The sequence below is a fragment of the Ignavibacteria bacterium genome (assembly GCA_013177855.1).
GTDB lineage: Bacteria > Bacteroidota > Ignavibacteria > Ch128b > Ch128b > Ch128b.
Map to the genome: position 1 here is coordinate 199,944 of JABLYA010000001.1, position 16,932 is coordinate 216,875.

Annotated in this window: 14 protein-coding genes; 7 read left to right on the forward strand and 7 right to left on the reverse strand. The window is 32.7% G+C overall.

Annotated features, from left to right (window positions below):
* Nucleotides 1-18 precede the first annotated feature (18 nt).
* Nucleotides 19-1,035, forward strand: a complete 1,017-nt coding sequence (locus HPY57_00855) for a guanosine monophosphate reductase (GenBank protein ID NPV10328.1) — start codon at nucleotides 19-21, stop codon at nucleotides 1,033-1,035.
* A 151-nt stretch (nucleotides 1,036-1,186) separates the two neighbouring features.
* Here HPY57_00855 and HPY57_00860 read toward each other — a convergent pair whose 3' ends face one another.
* The gene (locus HPY57_00860) at nucleotides 1,187-3,967 is read right to left on the reverse strand and encodes a TonB-dependent receptor (protein ID NPV10329.1); all 2,781 of its coding nucleotides are present in this window, start codon (nucleotides 3,965-3,967) and stop codon (nucleotides 1,187-1,189) included.
* Between the two features lie 176 nt (nucleotides 3,968-4,143).
* On the opposite strand from HPY57_00860, the gene HPY57_00865 reads away from it, so the two are divergent.
* Nucleotides 4,144-4,866 (forward strand): cytidylate kinase-like family protein, encoded by a 723-nt coding sequence (locus tag HPY57_00865; protein NPV10330.1) that lies wholly within the window; start codon nucleotides 4,144-4,146, stop codon nucleotides 4,864-4,866.
* On the opposite strand, the gene HPY57_00870 is transcribed toward HPY57_00865, so the two are convergent.
* The 6 genes from HPY57_00870 to HPY57_00895 all read right to left on the reverse strand — a co-directional run bounded on the left by HPY57_00870 (nucleotide 4,867) and on the right by HPY57_00895 (nucleotide 11,866).
* Nucleotides 4,867-6,165 (reverse strand): NCS2 family permease, encoded by a 1,299-nt coding sequence (locus HPY57_00870; protein NPV10331.1) that lies wholly within the window; start codon nucleotides 6,163-6,165, stop codon nucleotides 4,867-4,869.
* Nucleotides 6,166-6,290: 125 nt separating this feature from the next.
* Nucleotides 6,291-7,229 (reverse strand): hypothetical protein, encoded by a 939-nt coding sequence (locus tag HPY57_00875; GenBank protein ID NPV10332.1) that lies wholly within the window; start codon nucleotides 7,227-7,229, stop codon nucleotides 6,291-6,293.
* A gap of 41 nt (nucleotides 7,230-7,270) precedes the next feature.
* Nucleotides 7,271-7,822 carry a GNAT family N-acetyltransferase gene (locus HPY57_00880; GenBank protein NPV10333.1) on the reverse strand — a complete coding sequence of 184 codons (552 nt, stop codon included), beginning with the start codon at nucleotides 7,820-7,822 and terminating at the stop codon, nucleotides 7,271-7,273.
* Between the two features lies 1 nt (nucleotide 7,823).
* Entirely contained in the window at nucleotides 7,824-9,416 is a 1,593-nt protein-coding gene (locus HPY57_00885; protein NPV10334.1) for a DUF814 domain-containing protein, read from the reverse strand.
* Entirely contained in the window at nucleotides 9,409-10,608 is a 1,200-nt protein-coding gene (locus tag HPY57_00890) for an MFS transporter (GenBank protein NPV10335.1), read from the reverse strand. The genes HPY57_00885 and HPY57_00890 overlap by 8 nt, the downstream gene beginning before the upstream one ends.
* Before the next feature lie 88 nt (nucleotides 10,609-10,696).
* Nucleotides 10,697-11,866, reverse strand: coding sequence for an aminopeptidase P family protein (locus HPY57_00895; GenBank protein NPV10336.1), 1,170 nt, complete (start codon nucleotides 11,864-11,866; stop codon nucleotides 10,697-10,699).
* Nucleotides 11,867-12,313: 447 nt separating this feature from the next.
* Between HPY57_00895 and HPY57_00900 the strand changes: the two genes are divergently transcribed.
* The 5 genes from HPY57_00900 (at nucleotide 12,314) to HPY57_00920 (ending at nucleotide 16,879) form a co-directional block, all read left to right on the forward strand.
* Nucleotides 12,314-13,051, forward strand: coding sequence for a PASTA domain-containing protein (locus tag HPY57_00900; GenBank protein NPV10337.1), 738 nt, complete (start codon nucleotides 12,314-12,316; stop codon nucleotides 13,049-13,051).
* Nucleotides 13,052-13,711: a ribulose-phosphate 3-epimerase gene (locus tag HPY57_00905; GenBank protein NPV10338.1), complete on the forward strand. Its 660-nt coding sequence runs from the start codon at nucleotides 13,052-13,054 to the stop codon at nucleotides 13,709-13,711. It begins immediately after the preceding gene.
* A 17-nt stretch (nucleotides 13,712-13,728) separates the two neighbouring features.
* On the forward strand, nucleotides 13,729-14,907 hold the full coding sequence (nagA, locus tag HPY57_00910; protein NPV10339.1) for an N-acetylglucosamine-6-phosphate deacetylase: 1,179 nt from the start codon (nucleotides 13,729-13,731) through the stop codon (nucleotides 14,905-14,907).
* Nucleotides 14,908-15,281: 374 nt separating this feature from the next.
* The gene (folP, locus tag HPY57_00915; GenBank protein ID NPV10340.1) at nucleotides 15,282-16,067 is read left to right on the forward strand and encodes a dihydropteroate synthase; all 786 of its coding nucleotides are present in this window, start codon (nucleotides 15,282-15,284) and stop codon (nucleotides 16,065-16,067) included.
* The gene (locus HPY57_00920) at nucleotides 16,064-16,879 is read left to right on the forward strand and encodes a TIGR00159 family protein (GenBank protein NPV10341.1); all 816 of its coding nucleotides are present in this window, start codon (nucleotides 16,064-16,066) and stop codon (nucleotides 16,877-16,879) included. The genes folP and HPY57_00920 overlap by 4 nt, the downstream gene beginning before the upstream one ends.
* Nucleotides 16,880-16,932: the final 53 nt, after the last annotated feature.

A 16,932-nucleotide genomic window follows, 5' to 3' on the forward strand; every position in this document is an offset into this window, starting at 1 on the left:
TAACGGAGCAATGAGTTTATGAAAATTTATTCAAAAGCTGAATTAAACGAGTTCTTTTATTCATTAACCTACGATGATATTTCTCTTGTCCCCACATCAATTTCCGAAATTCGCTCTCGAAGTTTAATCGAATTGCGAGATGATTTTCTAGGACTTGATTTGACTATTCCAATTATTTCAAGTCCTATGGATACTGTTACTGGACTTGAAATGTGCCGTGAGCTCAACAATCTTGGCGCACTCGGAATCTTAAACCGTTTTGATTCATCATTGGAAAAAGTATTAAATAATGGAAATGAACTCGAAGGATTAAAAGCAGTTTCCATTGGACTTGATACTCCTGAAGATGTGATAGAAAAACTTGCTGAGAAAAATTTTATTATTTGTATTGATACTGCAAATGCGAATAATGTTTTTGTACTTAAAAAGACTGAGGAAATTAAGAAAAAATATAATCTTAAAATCATCATAGGAAATACGGCGACAGGTGCAACTCTCGAAACACTCGAAAATGCTGGTGCTGATGCAGTTCGTGTTGGCATTGGTGGTGGAAGTGTTTGCACGACTTCAATTCAAACCGGAATTGGAATTGGACAGGTTTCTGCTATACTTGATACTGTTATGACAAAGAAAGAGAAGAAATTAAAAATTGAAATTATCGCGGATGGAGGAATTAAACACGCAGGAGATATTGCAAAAGCTATTGCACTTGGTGCAGATGCAGTGATGCTGGGAAGAATGCTTGCAGGAACGAAAGAAACACCAGGCGAAGTAATTAAATACAATGGAATGCTCTGGAAAAAATATCGTGGAAGTGCAAGTTTCGGTGTGAAAATGAAAAATGTTTTTGTTGAGGGTGAAGAAACTATGGTTCCATACAAAGGAACAGTCAAGAATGTTATCGATTCGATTATGGATGGATTGAGGAGCTGTATGAGTTATATGAATTGTAAATCACTTGATGAACTAAGGCAGTGTGAATCGTTCTCAGTTTTAAGCAATAGTTCCTATCTCGAAAGATTGCCAAAGGTTTAGTTAAGAATGAGTTAAAATCGAATTACGTCTTTAAGAAGATATAAAACACGATTTATAAAAAATTAAAAAATCTGTTTTCATAAGTCAGTCTGAATTATTAAAAGACTGACTTATTTTTTTCCGAATGTTTAATTCGATGATTTAAAATTTCTTATCTAAAGGCCCTCAAATTATAAGTAAAAGTCAGGATAAAAAATCTCTCTAACAACTGCGTGTATCGATCTTCAAAGTAATCTTCACGAATCATTCGAATTAATTGCTTCCTTTGATTTAAGACATCAATAACTTCGAGTTTTATTTCGGCTCTTCTATCACTTAAGAATCTATAACCAGTTCCAATATTCCAGAAAATACTCGACTTCTGATCGCTGCTTGCAGCTCGTGGATTGTAGAAATAGTTTAGTTGAGTTGAGAGGAATAATTCATCGTAGAGATTACCTCTGAAATTAAGTCCAATTCTGTGTGTCAGATATTTCGAAATATTTTTATTTAATGAATTATAGGAATACGTAAATCCAGGTGAGTAATTAACTCTGTAATCGAACTTACTTTGATTACTGCTTAACGAAATGTTCTCAGCAGCAAAAAATTGCTGAGTAATGTTTTCTTTTCCATTGATTAAGTTTGGTGTTCGTGAATAAGTCAAATCTGTTGAGATTGCAAAGTTCGACGAAAGCGTTTCAATCTTAAAACTGTAAAGAAAACCTGTATTTATTGAAAAAGCATTCCCAACATTTACAGGATAACTAAACTGCGTTCCACGATTAACTAAAACATTACCCTGCAAAATTGTATCTCGAGTTATTACGATCACATTATTGCCAATATTATCAATCGAATAATTAAGATTTATTGTGTAAGCATTAAATGATCCTTTTTGTGGATCGGTTATAAAATACCTTGCTCTGAGTTCGTTAACTAGAACTTTATTTAGATTTGGATTTCCGGTTTTTAGAAATTGTGGATTTGAAAAATCAATTGTGTTCTGAAGTTGTGAAATTGAAGGTATTTGAGCTCGTGTAGAAAAATCAACCCTCAATTGTTTTTCATCTGAAAATCTGTAATTGATTTCAAAGGAAGGTAAAATTGCATTAAATCTATTAATGCTTTCAAAACTTACGGGGAATTTTTGAATTCCCTTCCTTATGTGGTGTTGAAACATTAGATCAAATTCTAATCTTAAATTTTCGTCAAAGTATCTATATGAAAAAGATCCTCTCCAGGAAAGATTTTGATTTTGAAATGAATTAGAGATTAAACTATCATATTCTAAAGTCTTGTTTGCAAAATCAGAAATTTCATAGTTGTCCCTTGATCTTTGTTCATTAAAATAAAATGGATTAAATCGAATTCTTATATAACTATTCGTTCCAACTGGTTCTGTATAAGATATATTTACAGATCCATTGAATCTTTTGTTAATGTAATTTGAAATTTGGTTAAGTGAGTCAGATGTCAGGATCAAACTGTCAAGCTTTTCGGTGATAGAGAATAAATCATAATCAGAATTTTGTTGGATAATAGAAGTACTTAATCCAAAAGAAATCGTTCTTCCTTGAAGTGCAAATCTGTGGCTGTAAGTTAAATCATTGGATAAATTAAAGTTTTTGATATCATTCGCTCTTTCGTATGAATTTGAATTTAAGAATACATTATTAATCAAATAATTTTCCGAGAACGATGATGTTTTAACAGAGTTGGTCGTAATTTGTAAATCCGGACGAAGCCTTATAATATTTAATGTATCAAGCCGGTAATCAATAAACAGACTAAATCTATGATCATAATTATTGCCCGTTGAAGAAATAATTTCACTCATATTATCAAGCCCTGAAAGATCACTTGTATATTGCCTTAATGTCCGGGAATTATTCAGGTTCTTAACTTGATTAAAGAAATAACTTCCAGAAAGTTCAAGTTTATTTTGAAAAACATTTGAATAATTAATTCCTGCAGCATAAATATCGTTATTACCGGATCCAGTATTTATTGGCATATTTAAGAGTGGATTTGATTGCTGTCCTCCACGACCTCGAAAACCTCTTCCTCTTTGCGGGCCACTAAATTGTTCTGATGAAGTTAAATCAAAAACAGAAAAACTGCTTAAGTTTATATTGTTTGCCATTCCAAGAAATGAAATCTTTTCTTCGTTGTTAAATGAATTCAGATTTACACCTGAATTAAATCTATCATTAGTCCCATATCCGCCGAATAATCTTCCAAAATATCCTTTTCGTTTATCCACTCGTGTAATTACATTAAAAGCTTTCTCTGTTTGATCGTCTTGAAAACCAGTCAATTCAGCTTGCTCGCTTTTTTTATCAAATAACTGAACCTGATCGACAATCTCTGCTGGTAAATTTTTGAGAGCGATGTTTGGGTCATCACCAAAAAATCTTCTACCATCAACAAGTACCCGTTTGACTTCTTCGCCTTGAACTTTGATTACATTTTCATCTTTTTCTACACCGGGAAATTTTAATACAAGATCTTCAAGTGTAGAATTAGGAGCAGTTTTAAAAGCTGATGCGTTAAAAACTAGTGTATCTCCTTTCTGTTCAACTTGAGGAACCCGTTCACTGACAACAATTTCTTTCAGGCTAACGAATGATTGCTTTAAATAAATCGTATCTAAATTTTTTCCGCCCCAATTAACCTGAATTGTATCAACATATTTTTCGAAACCAAGGAAGGTGATTTCTAAAATATATTTGCCGGGATTAATTCTTCTGAATTCAAAATATCCTTTATCGTTGGTTGTTGTATAAAATGGAAAATCATTAAGCGGAATTGGTGTTAGAGTTACATGGGCGTATGCTAAAGGTGACTTTGAAGTTGAGTCATACACAAAACCGCGTATACCTCGCCCTTGCGGATATAGTGAGGTTACTAGATAAAATGTAATTAAAACGGCATATACAAACTTTTTCATAGCAGATTTAATTTTCTTAGTCAATTTTAAGACAATTCTTATTTAATTTAAGTTTAATCCTAAAATGATAAAATTTTCTGAAATTAATTTGATAATTAGCACTTAAATAAAAGAAAATCTCTTTAATAAATTCACAGCCTTTATTAATTTTCTTTTGGAAAGAGGAGGAAACATAAATGTTAGTCAGCGGGGCTTACGAAAAGGCAAAACTCTACATCGAAACTCACTCCAGAGAAAAGGAAGAACTTCAGAAGAAAAAAATAAAAATTGAGGCGGGACCATGTATAACAATCTCGCGGCAAACTGGTGCAGCTGCCGGTGAAATCTCAGAGCTACTGATTGATTTGTTAAAACCGCATTCAAAAAATCCCCAACTTGAATGGGCAGTATTTGATAAAAACTTAATCGAAAAAGTGATTGAAGATCATAAACTTCCAGAGAAACTTTCTGAATATCTTACTGAAGAAAAACACTCATTCTTAAATTCAATGATGAACGAACTCTTTGGAATTCATCCTTCGCCATTAAGACTAGTTTACAAAACAACAAAAACAATTTTACAACTCGCCCAGATGGGAAATTGCATCATTGTTGGAAGGGCAGCAAACATTATTACAAGGAATTTAGAAAATACATATCATATCAGAATCATTGCACCTTTGAAAAAAAGAATTGAACAGGTGCAATTATATTTTAATTATTCAGAAGATGAAGCAAAAAAATTTATAGAGAAGGAAGAAGAAAAAAGACGGGACTATGTGAAACACTATTTCCATAAAGATATCGATGACCCGTCTTTGTATGATTTAATAATCAACACTGAAAGACATTCACTTGACGAAGTAGCTCAGATAATTGCCTGTGCCGTAATGAAAAAACTTAAAAAATATTTCAAATAATTAGTAAGGATAGAAAATATAAAACAACACGGAAAAGATAAATAAAATCCACATACCAGATTTTATTTCTCTGACCTTTCCATCAAAAATTTTCAATAACGGATAAATTACAAAACCTGCAGTCATTCCAATTCCAATATTAAAAGAAAAACTCATCAAGAAAATCACGGTCATTGCAGGAATGAATTCGCTCGCATCGTCAAAGTTTATTCTGCCAACGGGAGACATCATTAAGATTCCAACTACTATCAAAGCAGGTCCATAAGCATAAGGCGGTACAATTTCAATTAGAGGAACAAGAAAAATTGATAAGAGAAATAAAAGAGCTACAATAACAGCAGTAAATCCAGATCTGCCTCCAGCTTGAATTCCAGCTGCTGACTCAATGTAAATACCTGCAGTAGTAGTTCCAAGCAGTGCAGCAATACATGTTGAAATTGCATCACATAACATTGGCTTTTCTATTTCAGGGAAATCACCTTCTTTGTCAATTAAATCAGCTTTGTAACCAAGTCCAATTAATGTTCCCAAAGTATCTAAAAAGTCTAAAATGAAAATTGTCAAAATCACTGAGAAAAATCCCCAGCTCAATGCACCGACAATATCGAGCTTGAATAATGTAGGTTCAAGTGACGGTGGTAAAGTGAAAATTTTTTCTGGGATCTGAATCAGTCCTGAGATAACCGAGATAAATGTAACAACGATTATTCCAATTAAAATTGACCCATTGATTTTTTTCATCATCAAAATTGTGATTAGTAAAAATCCCAAAATTGAAAGAATGACTTCAAAACTTCTCACATTACCGATTCTGACAGGTGCACCTGGAGTTCCGAGCTGAATAATACCGCTTTCATTCAAACCGATAAAAATTAAAAACAATCCAATCCCAACAGCAAAACTAATTTTTAAACTTTCTGGAATAGCTTTAGCGAGCCATACTCTAACTTTTGTTAAAGTTAAGATGATAAATAAAATTCCCGAAATAAAAATTGCTCCAAGAGCGGTTTGCCAGCTGTAGCCTAAAATTTTCACCACGGTGTAAGCGATAAATGCATTTTCGCCCATATAAGGAGCAATAGCAAATGGCCTTTTTGCATAAATTCCGATTAATAGTGTTCCAATGGCTGCGGTTAATGCAGTTGCAACAAGAGAAGGACCAAAAGGAATTCCAGCGGCTTCTAATATTTTAGGATTGACCACAATGATATAAGCCATTGTGATAAAGGTTGTAATGCCAGCAATAATTTCTTGTTTATAATTTGTATTTAATTCATCGAAGTGAAAAAATTTTTTCATCGAAGCCTCCTTAAATTGAAAGAGTTTTAATCAAAAACATTGCTGAGAATCACCAAAGCAAAATAAAAAATCCCCGATAAAGTTTTGTAGCTTTACCGGGGATTAAAAAAGTTCTTAAACTTCAATTAAAAAGTGAATCTCAATCCAATTGTATATGAATCATAAGTGAGAGGGGAGACGGTCTTGAAGGGCCAATTCATTCTTTCTTTTTTCAATTCATAGAAAAGATATGAAAGGCTCGAACGCAGAATAAAATTAATCACTGGTCCAGTTGCAGGTCTCATTGAAAAAACTTTTTCAAGATATTCATCTAACAGGCTTCGTACAGCTTCTTCAATAACAAAACTGCCAAGATGTTTCCAGAACATATGTCTGGGGAAAATTATTCCATTTTTGTAATTAAAATTAAGACCGACAAAGTCAAAAAATTGTAATGTAACATTTGATTGATAAGCTTCACCAAATCTAATTGCATCTCGGTAGTGATTGAGTATGAGAGTGTCTGGACTTATTTGCATCCAGTCAAAAGTTGTTTCAGTTTTTGTCCAGTTGAAATCTCTCCCTGTTCCAAAAGAAAATTTTGACACGCCAGCTTTATAACCAAAACTTTCACTTTCTCCAATTGAGATTTGATAACCTGAAAGTTTAATTGGATTTGGTACAGCTGGTTCATAATAGTTTTTATTATTCAAAGAAACTGAAACGAAGCGATCTTTAATACCAATTAAATAGCTTCGATTTTTTGTAAATGTTCGAGTGTAGCCCAACTGAAAATCTATTGTTCCAATATCTTGAAAATTTTGAACTGCCTGTTTATGTGCGAAACGAGTGAAACCATAATTTATTCTTAGGTAAGGATGCGATTCTTTCCTGAAACGAAAACGAAATTCTTTGAAATCAAAAAGATCTTCGTCAGATGAGTCCTGTAACTCTTCATCAATATTAATTTCGTAATCGTGATCGATATAAATTGTTGTATCTTTTTTGGTCTCATCCTGAGCTAAAAGAAATGATGGAAAGGTTATAAACAGGTTTAATACTAAAAAAGTAGTTAGAATTCTCATCTTACTCTCCATTTTTTTGAAATTTATTCGAACAACATTGTTTAATGTTTCATTTGATAAAATTCTGATCTCAGAATCGCCATTAAATGAAAATCACAATAACGATTATGATGATACATCGCTTCTCTTAAAGTTCCTTCGATTTTAAAACCACATTTCTCATAAGCTCGGATTGCATTTTTATTTTCAACTGCTACATGAAGTTGAATTCGATTCAAGTTTAAGATATCAAAACCATATTCGACCATAAGTTTTGTTGCCTCAGTTCCAAAACCTTTTGACCAATGTGCAGGATTCCAGATCGCAAGGAAGAAAGTTGCCATTCTGCTTACATAATCAATTCTAACGAATGAAGTTAATCCAACAGGTTCGTCTTTTTCTTTTTCAACAATTGTAAAAAGTAAATTTTCTCTTGTACTTGTTTGTGAATTAATTTCAGCTCTAACCTGTTCGTAAGTCATTGGATAGAATAAGAAAAGAGTTTCTCTCACTTGAGGATTATTTTTGCCAAAGTAGAAAAGCTGTAAATCGTTCTCTTCCACTGGACGGAGATAAACTTTTTCGCCTTCAATGAATTTGACTTTAAGGTTCATTTTAATCCTCATTTAATTCTTCTGAGACTGGCAATTTAGGTTTAACCATTATGACTTTTTCTCTTTGTAATTGAACAGTTCCTGGCGGCATTCCTTTTCTTTTTATAACATATTTTTTCTCCGTGTAAGCGACCGGTACAAGCTTAGAATGTTTTGCTTTACTATAGTAAGCCGCAATTGAGGCAGCTTGCTGAATTATATTTTTTGGAATCTCTTCGTTTTTATTTTGCCTTCTAATTATCACATGAGAACCACTTGCTCCTCGAGCATGAAACCATAAATCATCACTTCGAGCAAATTGAGTCGTAAGTAGATCATTTGATTTGCTATCCTTGCCAGCATAAACATCGTATTTATTTTCGAGCTTGAAATGTCTGAAATGTTTTTCTATCGAGTCTTTTGCTGATTGATTTTTTTGTTCATCCATAAATTTTTTTAATTCCTTTATATCCGTTGAATTTTCAATTTCATCAATTTGATCTTTTATCCTTGTGAGTTCTTTTTCTGTTTTGTTGATTAATTTTTGAAGTGCTTCCAGACGCGATTTTTCTTCCCGAGCTTTCTGAAAATATTGTTCAGCATTTTCAAAGACAGATAAAGTCGGATCAAGTTTGATTGTGTATCTTTTCCCTTCAAATTCTACTTGAAATAATTTTGAACCCTTTTTGATTTCACCTGCATAACTCAGAAGCAAATTGCCTTTTTGTCTGAACTCTTCGGAATGATCAATAAAATTCTCTGGAATTTTTAATTCCTGTAATTTTTTGAAATAGTGCTCGTAATCAGCTTTAAGTTTCTTAAGTAATTTTTCTTTGATCGAATTTAAATTTTCATCCTTCTGAATTGAGAAATAGGAACGAGAAAGTTCGGTAAAAATATTTTCTGATTTTCGAAAAGATTGGCCTTTAGATTTTAATTCACAGAAAGAACAGGTTCCATCTTCATAAATAAGCAGGGGAGAATTATAAATTTCAGAAAGCAATTCATTAAAGATCTGAAAGTAGCTTTTATCACTTTGATTTTTTCTAAACTTTAATTCTTCAACCAGAACATTTCCGAGTATTCTCAGATACTTTTTGTTATCTGAATTACTTTCTACAAAAAGTGAGTTGAAGCTTTCTTCACTCTTAAAATAAGAAATATCAAGTTCTGACCTGGGATAAACATCTTCAAACTTTAGATTAATTAATTCTTCTCTCCTCTTGAAACTATCTAAAATCAAATTAGAGTTCGCATCGACTAATACTGTATTTGAATGGTGACCGCGAAAAAGAAATATGAGATTCAAATTTTCGAAATCGAACCTTATGTTCCTTTCAAATTCGTCAATTGTAACTTCCTTCAGTATTTTATCTTGAAGTGGCTTAAAAAAATCAACGAAATTTTTTTTAGCGAATTGAAAATTATTTCGCAGATAAATAAAAGGCGGTAGTTTTTGAAATGTAAAAACTAAAAATTGTTCTTCATTTTCAGAAAAAAAGCCAGTCACAAGTTCATTCTTTGACTGGCTTACTGATCTAAAGAATTCAAAACCTTTTAAGCTATTTTCTAATTCTTTTGCAATTCTTCGCAGAAAAAAATAATTATCAAACATTTTTTAATGATCTTTTAACCCACAAATGATATAAATACATCAAAGCAGTTGCAATCATTCCAATTCCGAATAAAATCAAAAAGAGCGTTGAATGTGTTTCATCAACTTTTCCAAAAGTTTTATAAAGCCAACCTCCAAAAGTGCCTCCGACTAACCAGCCAATTGAAATCGGCAGAAATGCGAATCCCTGAAAAAGTGCTTCCTGACCTTTGGGAGCGAGATCGGCAATGTATTCATAATATCTTGGAGCCTGCGTCATCTCACCAATTGAGAACACAACAATTCCTGCGATGAATGTGGGAATTGAAGGATAAATTAACATCACAATCCACGAGAAACTTGAAAAGAAAAATCCTGAAATTATTGCTTGAATGGTTGGAATATTTTTAGTTAAACGATTGACAATCAATTGCAAGAAAATAATTGACCAGGCACCCATTGATTCAATTATCTCAAACGGTGCATTTTTATCTATATGATCAACAATGAAATAAGGAACAATAACAAAAATCTGCCAGAACATTATCCAGAAAAGTGAGAAGATCAGAAGGAAAATCATAAATCTCAAATTCCTTAAAACAAGCAAAAGATTTTTAATTATCTGAACCAAGCTCGGTGCTTTTTCGGCTAATTTTTTTTCAGGTTCACGATAAAAGATTTGAGTTGAAATGAACATTAGAAGACAACTTGCCGCAGATACAACATAAACAAACTCAATTCCAAATTTATCTCTAACTAAAAAAGCAATAGCTGGTCCCAGAGCGGCACCAATATTTACAAGCCAGTAATAAATTGCATAACCAAGCGATTTCGTTTCTTCTGACGAAGTTAAAGCAATTGTTCCGAGAACACTCGGTTTAATAAATGAACCACCAATAGCAGTGAAAATTAAAATCAACATCAATAACCAGAATTTATCAACATCGGAATAAATTGAATTAAATGCCGTCATTCCAGTTGAGCCAATCAAAAAATAACCAATAGCTAAGACAGAAAAAGCAATTGAGAATGATTTTCTGAAACCAAATTTATCTGCAAGCGCTCCAGCAAAAATTGGAAGGAAGTAAATCAATCCTCCAAAGGTTGAAGAAAGCGTTCCTGCAGTTACTTCATCAAATTTCATATGATCACGAAGAAAAACACTTAAAATGGTTGCCTGACCGTAATAAGCAACTCTTTCAAAAAGTTCCATTATATTGGCAACCCAGAAAGAATGCTGGAAGCCGTTTATAGTTTTCAGAATTTTTTGTTTTAGTTCCACTGTTTACCTCAAATTTATTTCAGATGAGAACTAAATCTGTTTGAATTTCACCAGTTACTTCTGCGGTATAATTTTTATGAATGAAGACATTGACTTCTGTTCTTACAGCCATCTCACCTGGCAAATAAATTCCTGGTTCAATCGAAAACAGACATCCCGGCATCAATTCTCTTTCATCTTTCGTTTCGAGATTGTCAATGTTTGGTCCATTCCCGTGAGTTTCTTCTCCAATTGAGTGTCCTGTTCTGTGGATAAAATATTTTCCTAAACCTGCTTTTTTAATAACATTTCGACAAACATCATCAACCTGCCAGCCATAAATTTTTTTCTTTTTACTCAGACTTTCCTGAATAAATTTAATTGCAGCATCCCGTGCATTCTTTGCAACTTCAAAAATTCTTACATACTTTTCTGGTGGATTTTGTCCCACATATCCAACCCAGGTTATGTCATAATAAATTCCACCTTCTACATTTTTCTTTGCCCAGAGATCTATTAAAACTGTATCACCCTCTTTGAAGTAATATCCATCAGGCTTTGGTTCAAAGTGAGGATCAGCTGGATGATCATTTATTCCTACGATAGGTTCCGCATTAGTATAAAGATTTTTTTCTCTAAATTTTTCCATAATGAATTGTTGAAGTTCATATTCAGTAAGTTTCTGCCCTGAGTTGATTGCTTCTCTAATTTTCTGAAAAGCAAGTTTTCTGATTTCATCAATATCTCGTTGAGCTTCTTTGTGAAGCCTGTAACCATTATCATCAATTAAAGCTTCGAATATTGAAATCAGATCAGCAGAAGAAACTACTTTAATTCCAAAACTTTTTATCAATTCAATTGTGCCTGCATCAACAAGTGAAACATAGGGGATATTATTTTTAGGAGAATATTGCATTGCAATTTTTTTTGATGAACCTAAAATTTTCTTCAGAAGCTTATGTTGTTCTTCATAAGGTAGGTAGACAAACTTTTTGCCGGGTAATGAATCAAGTTTTGTTGATTCGACAGCAGAAACTAATTTTTTTGGTTCACCTTTGGCAGGAATAAAATAGAACCACCTGCGAGTGGTGTGTTTATTTTCAAGTCCTAAGATTTTATAAGCAAGCGGGTCACGATTATGGAAATCATAAAATAACCAACCATCAAGATTTGCCTTTCTGAGCTCCTGTTGAATTGCTTTGAGGTTCATCATTTTCTCCTTCATTTTACTCTTGTTAATTTTTTCAAAGTTAGTCAAATGAGCGAAATTGAGAAATAGAATTAGATCGTTTTTACTAAAGTTTAATGGCTACTTTTTATAAAATTCAGAAAGAATTCATAGAACGAAAGTAAATTCGAAATGCAATAAAAATTTTTCTTAATATCCTCCTGTAACTAAATTTTTTGAAACTTATTCAATCAACAGCCTATAATAAAGCAGGATTTGAAATATATCAAGTGACGATCAATTTGCTTTATTGAAATCTTCAAAGCACCTTGTTTTATGTTAGATTTGAATAAAGAAATATTTAAAAGGTATATTGCTAACTCATTAGATTATAGATTTTTATTGTCATAAAAATATTTGCATCTACTTCTAACATTTCAATAATTAATTTACCTTCTTTATTTTTGTGTGAATTTTATTAACAAAGAGATGAATATCAAAAAACTGATTATTTATTTTCTACTTTTTCTTGGAATAATTCTTCTGTTCGATAAAGTAATTATGCCCTTCTATGTTAAGGGTGATGAGGTGTCAGTTCCAAATGTTGTTGGATTGACATTCGAAGCTGCGCAAGAAATTTTAAAAAATGCCGGTCTTGAACCAGTCAATGGCGGAGAAAGATTTGATACAAAATTTCCAAAGGGAACAGTAATCCTGCAAAGACCAACCGCTAAAAAAACAGTTAAATTGGGCAGAAGAATTTATTTAATTGTAAGCGGTGGAAATATTAAGGTCACAGTCCCTGATGTAAGACACAAAGGAGTAGAAGAAGCTACTATTCTCTTAAATAGAGCAGGATTAACAATCGGTGAAATTCTTGAAGATACTTTGACAGAAATTCCAAAAGGTCTGATTTCGGCTCAATCAATTCCGCCAAACGAAGAAGTTGAAAAAGGGACAGCGATTGACCTATGGGTCAGTAGCGTCAGCAGCATTGGAGATATCGAAGTTCCACTTTTAGTAGGTAGAAGTCTGACTGAAGCAAAGCAGATCATTGAATCTAAAAATTTGAAAGTCGGCAAGATTGTTTATCAACCTTCATTAGATTATCTGCCGAATACAGTAATTTATCAATATCCATCAAGCGGTTCTTTTGTAGAGGCAGGTACTCAAATTGATTTAATAGTTGTTCGAGAGAAATTGACAGGAAAGGAGATTATTGAATAAATGGCTTTACTTTCTCCTTCTATTCTTTCAAGTGATTTTACAGATTTGAAATCTACTATTCGTGTTCTTGAAATGGGTAAAGCTGATTGGGTTCATCTCGACATAATGGATGGTAATTTTGTTCCAAACTTGACATTTGGGCCGATTATTACAGAAGCAATTAATAGATTAACCTCTTTGCCGCTCGATACACATTTGATGATTTACAATCCAGACAATTATATTGAAAAATTTGTAGAAGCTGGCTCGGACATTCTGACTGTTCATCAGGAAGCAGTTGTGCATTTACATAGAACAATTATGAAAATTAAAAGCACTGGAATTAAAGCAGGGGTTTCAATTAATCCAGCTACACCAGTTCAATCAATTGAGAATGTATTAGATGAGGTTGAGCTGGTTCTTGTAATGTCTGTTAATCCCGGTTTTGGTGGACAAACTTTTATAAAAAATTCATTAAAAAAGATTAATGCTTTACGTGAAATCAAAGAGAAAAATAATTTTAATTTTTTAATTGAAGTTGACGGTGGAATTGATATTGATAATGTTGAGCAAGTCCTTGATGCTGGTGCAGATGTGATAGTTGCTGGGGCAGCAATTTTTAAAGATCCTGATCCTATTCAAAAAACATTAAAACTTAAACATCTTATCGCAAAAAATTAATGGAAAAGGAGTTTGAAATGAAAATAGCTTTTGCTGGAGCAAAAGTAGTCACACCATTTAGATGTATTGAACCTGCATCGATTGTTATTGAAGGAAAAAAAATTTATGAGCTGGGCAAATCGGAAGATGTCGATATTCCGGCAGGAACCAAACTAATAGATGCTTCTGAATTAATAATTACACCAGGATTTGTCGATCTACTCTGTCACGGCGGAGCTGGAAAAGGTTTTGCCGACGAAGATGAAGAGGCAATTGAAGTGATAAGTAATTTTCATTTTCAGCATGGAACTACAACTTTACTTGCTGGATTATACAGCAAGCCCTTTAATCAATTAATTAACGATATGAGACGAATTGCTCATTATATCGAGAATAATGATGAAACAAACATCTTCGGCATTCATATGGAAGGACCTTACATCAATCCGAAATTAAAGGGCGCAATGAATGAGGAATATCTCTGGAAACCTGAACTTAATAGTTGGTTTAGTTTAAGAGATGCTGCTCGTGGTTACATTAAAATTATGACCATCGCACCCGAGCTTCCAGGTGCAATTGAAATTATGCGTCACGCCGCTCAGGATAGAATTGTTCTATCGATAGGTCATTCTGAAGCTGATTATGATGTAATTGAAGTCGCTATTGATAATGGTGCTTCGCACGTAACTCATATCTTTAATGCAATGAAACCATTACATCATCGTGAACCTGGAGTTGTAACAGGAGCTTTTCTAAGAGATGAATTAAAAATTGAATTGATCGCAGATGGTATTCATGTGCATCCAGTGGTAATGAAATTAATTTATAAATTAAAAGGTGCACGCGGAATTATTTTGATTACAGATGCAATACGTGCTGCTGGTATGCCCGATGGTGAATATGAATTTGCTGATCAAAAAGTCTATATGAAAGATAAAAAAGCTTATCTTGAAGATGGTACTTTAGCCGGAAGTACTTTGACAATGGAAGAAGCTGTTAAAGTAATGTATGAAAAAGTTCAAATTCCATTAACAGATGCGGTAAGAATGGCTTCTCTAAATGGTGCAAAAGTTCTTGGTATTCAGAGACAAAAAGGAATTCTTGCTGCAGGAATGGATGCTGATATTGTTGTAATGGATAAAAATTTCAATGTATTGGTAACAATCAAAGAAGGAAAGATAAAATATTCGAAATTAAGCGAACTTGAAGTTGATTAATTATGGAAGTTAGAATAAGGTATTTTATTAATTATAACTCATTTAAGAGAATTTTCGGCGAGAATAAACTCGCCGAAAATTTTTTGTATCCAATTTTTGCTCTGACATTTATTAAAAAAGAGAATCAGAAACTCTTCGACAAAGTCCATTATTTCTTCAAAAATACTTTATTCGAAAAAGTTTCTATCATTTTAAATGATAAGCTGATCCTTCTTGGCGATCTGAATTTTATTAAAACTTTCGCAGATGAATTAAAAATTGTTGAAGAACCAGTTGCTAATTACGTCTTAAAGCTTTTAAGTAATTATCAAAACACTGAGCGGTTTGAATATAGAATTGGAGAAAGAGTTTTTAATTCTAAGAACAAATATGTAATGGGTATCTTAAATGTAACCGAAGACTCATTTTTTGATGGCGGAAAATATTTTTCACTTTCACATATCAAAGAAAGAATTGATCAGCTTTGTGATTTGCAGGTGGATATCATTGATATTGGCGGGGAGTCAACTCGTCCTGGTTCCGAGCCAATAGATGTTAATGAAGAATTAAAAAGGGTATTACCCGCAGTTGAATATGCTCTTTCAAAAGGAATGATTGTGTCAGTCGATACATATAAAAGTTTAGTTGCTGAAGAATGTTTGAAAGCCGGAGTTCAAATAATAAATGATATCAGCGGTTTTAAGTTTGACGAACATCTTCCCGATGTTTGTGCAAAATACAATTCATCTGTTGTTTTAATGCATATTCGTGGGACGCCAAAAACGATGCAGGAAAATCCTTTTTATTACGATACAACTGCCGAAATTTTTGATGAATTAAGTCAATCAATTAAGAAAGCAGAAGCATCAGGCATCAAAAAGATTTTTATTGATCCCGGCATTGGCTTTGGTAAAAGATTGTATGATAATTATGAAATTCTTAATCGGCTTGAAGAATTTAAATTTTTAGGTTATCCAATTCTGGTTGGTTTAAGCAGAAAATCTTTTATTGGCAAATACTTAAATCAAAAACCTGAAGAGCGTTTAACAGGAACAATTGCATCCAATTCAGTTTCTTTAATAAAAGCTGCAAACATCATACGAGTTCACGATGTCAAAGAAGCAATCGAAACAAAAAAAATAATTGAAGCAATCATTAGTCCTGAAGTTACATTACAATGATAGATATATTAAAACTTGATTTTATCCATTTAACTTTGTTCGACTTATTGGATATTCTTTTAGTAGCCTATATTTTCTACATCATATATAAGAATATGAGAGGCACAATTGCTTCTCAGATTTTTCTTGGTCTTGTGATTTTGCTTTTACTCTCATTTACAGCTAAAGCTCTCAATCTAAAATTAATGAGTTACTTACTAAAATTAGTAACAGATATTTGGGTAATAATTTTTGTTATTTTATTTCAGCCTGAGTTAAGAAGGTTACTTTTACTCTTAAGCCGTTATAAAATATTTGGTTACTTCTTCCAGAAAGAAACTGATCAAATAATTAAAGAGATTGTTGATACATTATATGAATTATCAGATAAACAATGGGGAGCTTTAATTGTGATCAGTAGAACAACTGGTTTAAGAGGTGTAATTGAAACAGGAATTCCCATTGGTGCAAAACTTTCTAAACCTCTTTTAATCTCAATCTTTAATCCAAGATCTCCTTTACACGATGGTGCTGTGATAGTTAGAAATAATATAATTGAGGCAGCTCGATGTACATTGCCACTTAGTTCACAAAATATTATTGATGGATTTCAACTGGGTATGAGACATAAAGCTGGAATTGGTATTACTGAACAAGCCGATGTGATTAGTTTAATTGTTTCCGAAGAAAGTGGTTCTGTTTCGCTCGCAGAAGATGGAAAATTATTTCGTTCTCTTTCTAAATCTGAATTGACAGATAAATTAATTAAAGAATTCACCAAGAAGGCAAATAAATATCAGCTCTTTAAATTGAAAACTCTTGACAGGGAATAAGAAAGGTTTATAAAATTCTAAATCAAATTCTATATTTGTAAAAAAAACGAGGG

Coding starts and splice junctions, on each gene's coding strand:
- HPY57_00905 (NPV10338.1), top strand. CDS start 13,052: ATGGCTTTACTTTCTCCTTCTATTCTTTCAAGTGATTTTACAGATTTG.
- HPY57_00865 (NPV10330.1), top strand. CDS start 4,144: ATGTTAGTCAGCGGGGCTTACGAAAAGGCAAAACTCTACATCGAAACT.
- HPY57_00870 (NPV10331.1), bottom strand. CDS start 6,165: ATGAAAAAATTTTTTCACTTCGATGAATTAAATACAAATTATAAACAA.
- HPY57_00855 (NPV10328.1), top strand. CDS start 19: ATGAAAATTTATTCAAAAGCTGAATTAAACGAGTTCTTTTATTCATTA.
- HPY57_00860 (NPV10329.1), bottom strand. CDS start 3,967: ATGAAAAAGTTTGTATATGCCGTTTTAATTACATTTTATCTAGTAACC.
- HPY57_00880 (NPV10333.1), bottom strand. CDS start 7,822: ATGAACCTTAAAGTCAAATTCATTGAAGGCGAAAAAGTTTATCTCCGT.
- HPY57_00920 (NPV10341.1), top strand. CDS start 16,064: ATGATAGATATATTAAAACTTGATTTTATCCATTTAACTTTGTTCGAC.
- folP (NPV10340.1), top strand. CDS start 15,282: ATGGGTATCTTAAATGTAACCGAAGACTCATTTTTTGATGGCGGAAAA.
- HPY57_00890 (NPV10335.1), bottom strand. CDS start 10,608: ATGGAACTTTTTGAAAGAGTTGCTTATTACGGTCAGGCAACCATTTTA.
- HPY57_00875 (NPV10332.1), bottom strand. CDS start 7,229: ATGAGAATTCTAACTACTTTTTTAGTATTAAACCTGTTTATAACCTTT.
- HPY57_00895 (NPV10336.1), bottom strand. CDS start 11,866: ATGAACCTCAAAGCAATTCAACAGGAGCTCAGAAAGGCAAATCTTGAT.
- HPY57_00885 (NPV10334.1), bottom strand. CDS start 9,416: ATGTTTGATAATTATTTTTTTCTGCGAAGAATTGCAAAAGAATTAGAA.
- nagA (NPV10339.1), top strand. CDS start 13,729: ATGAAAATAGCTTTTGCTGGAGCAAAAGTAGTCACACCATTTAGATGT.
- HPY57_00900 (NPV10337.1), top strand. CDS start 12,314: ATGAATATCAAAAAACTGATTATTTATTTTCTACTTTTTCTTGGAATA.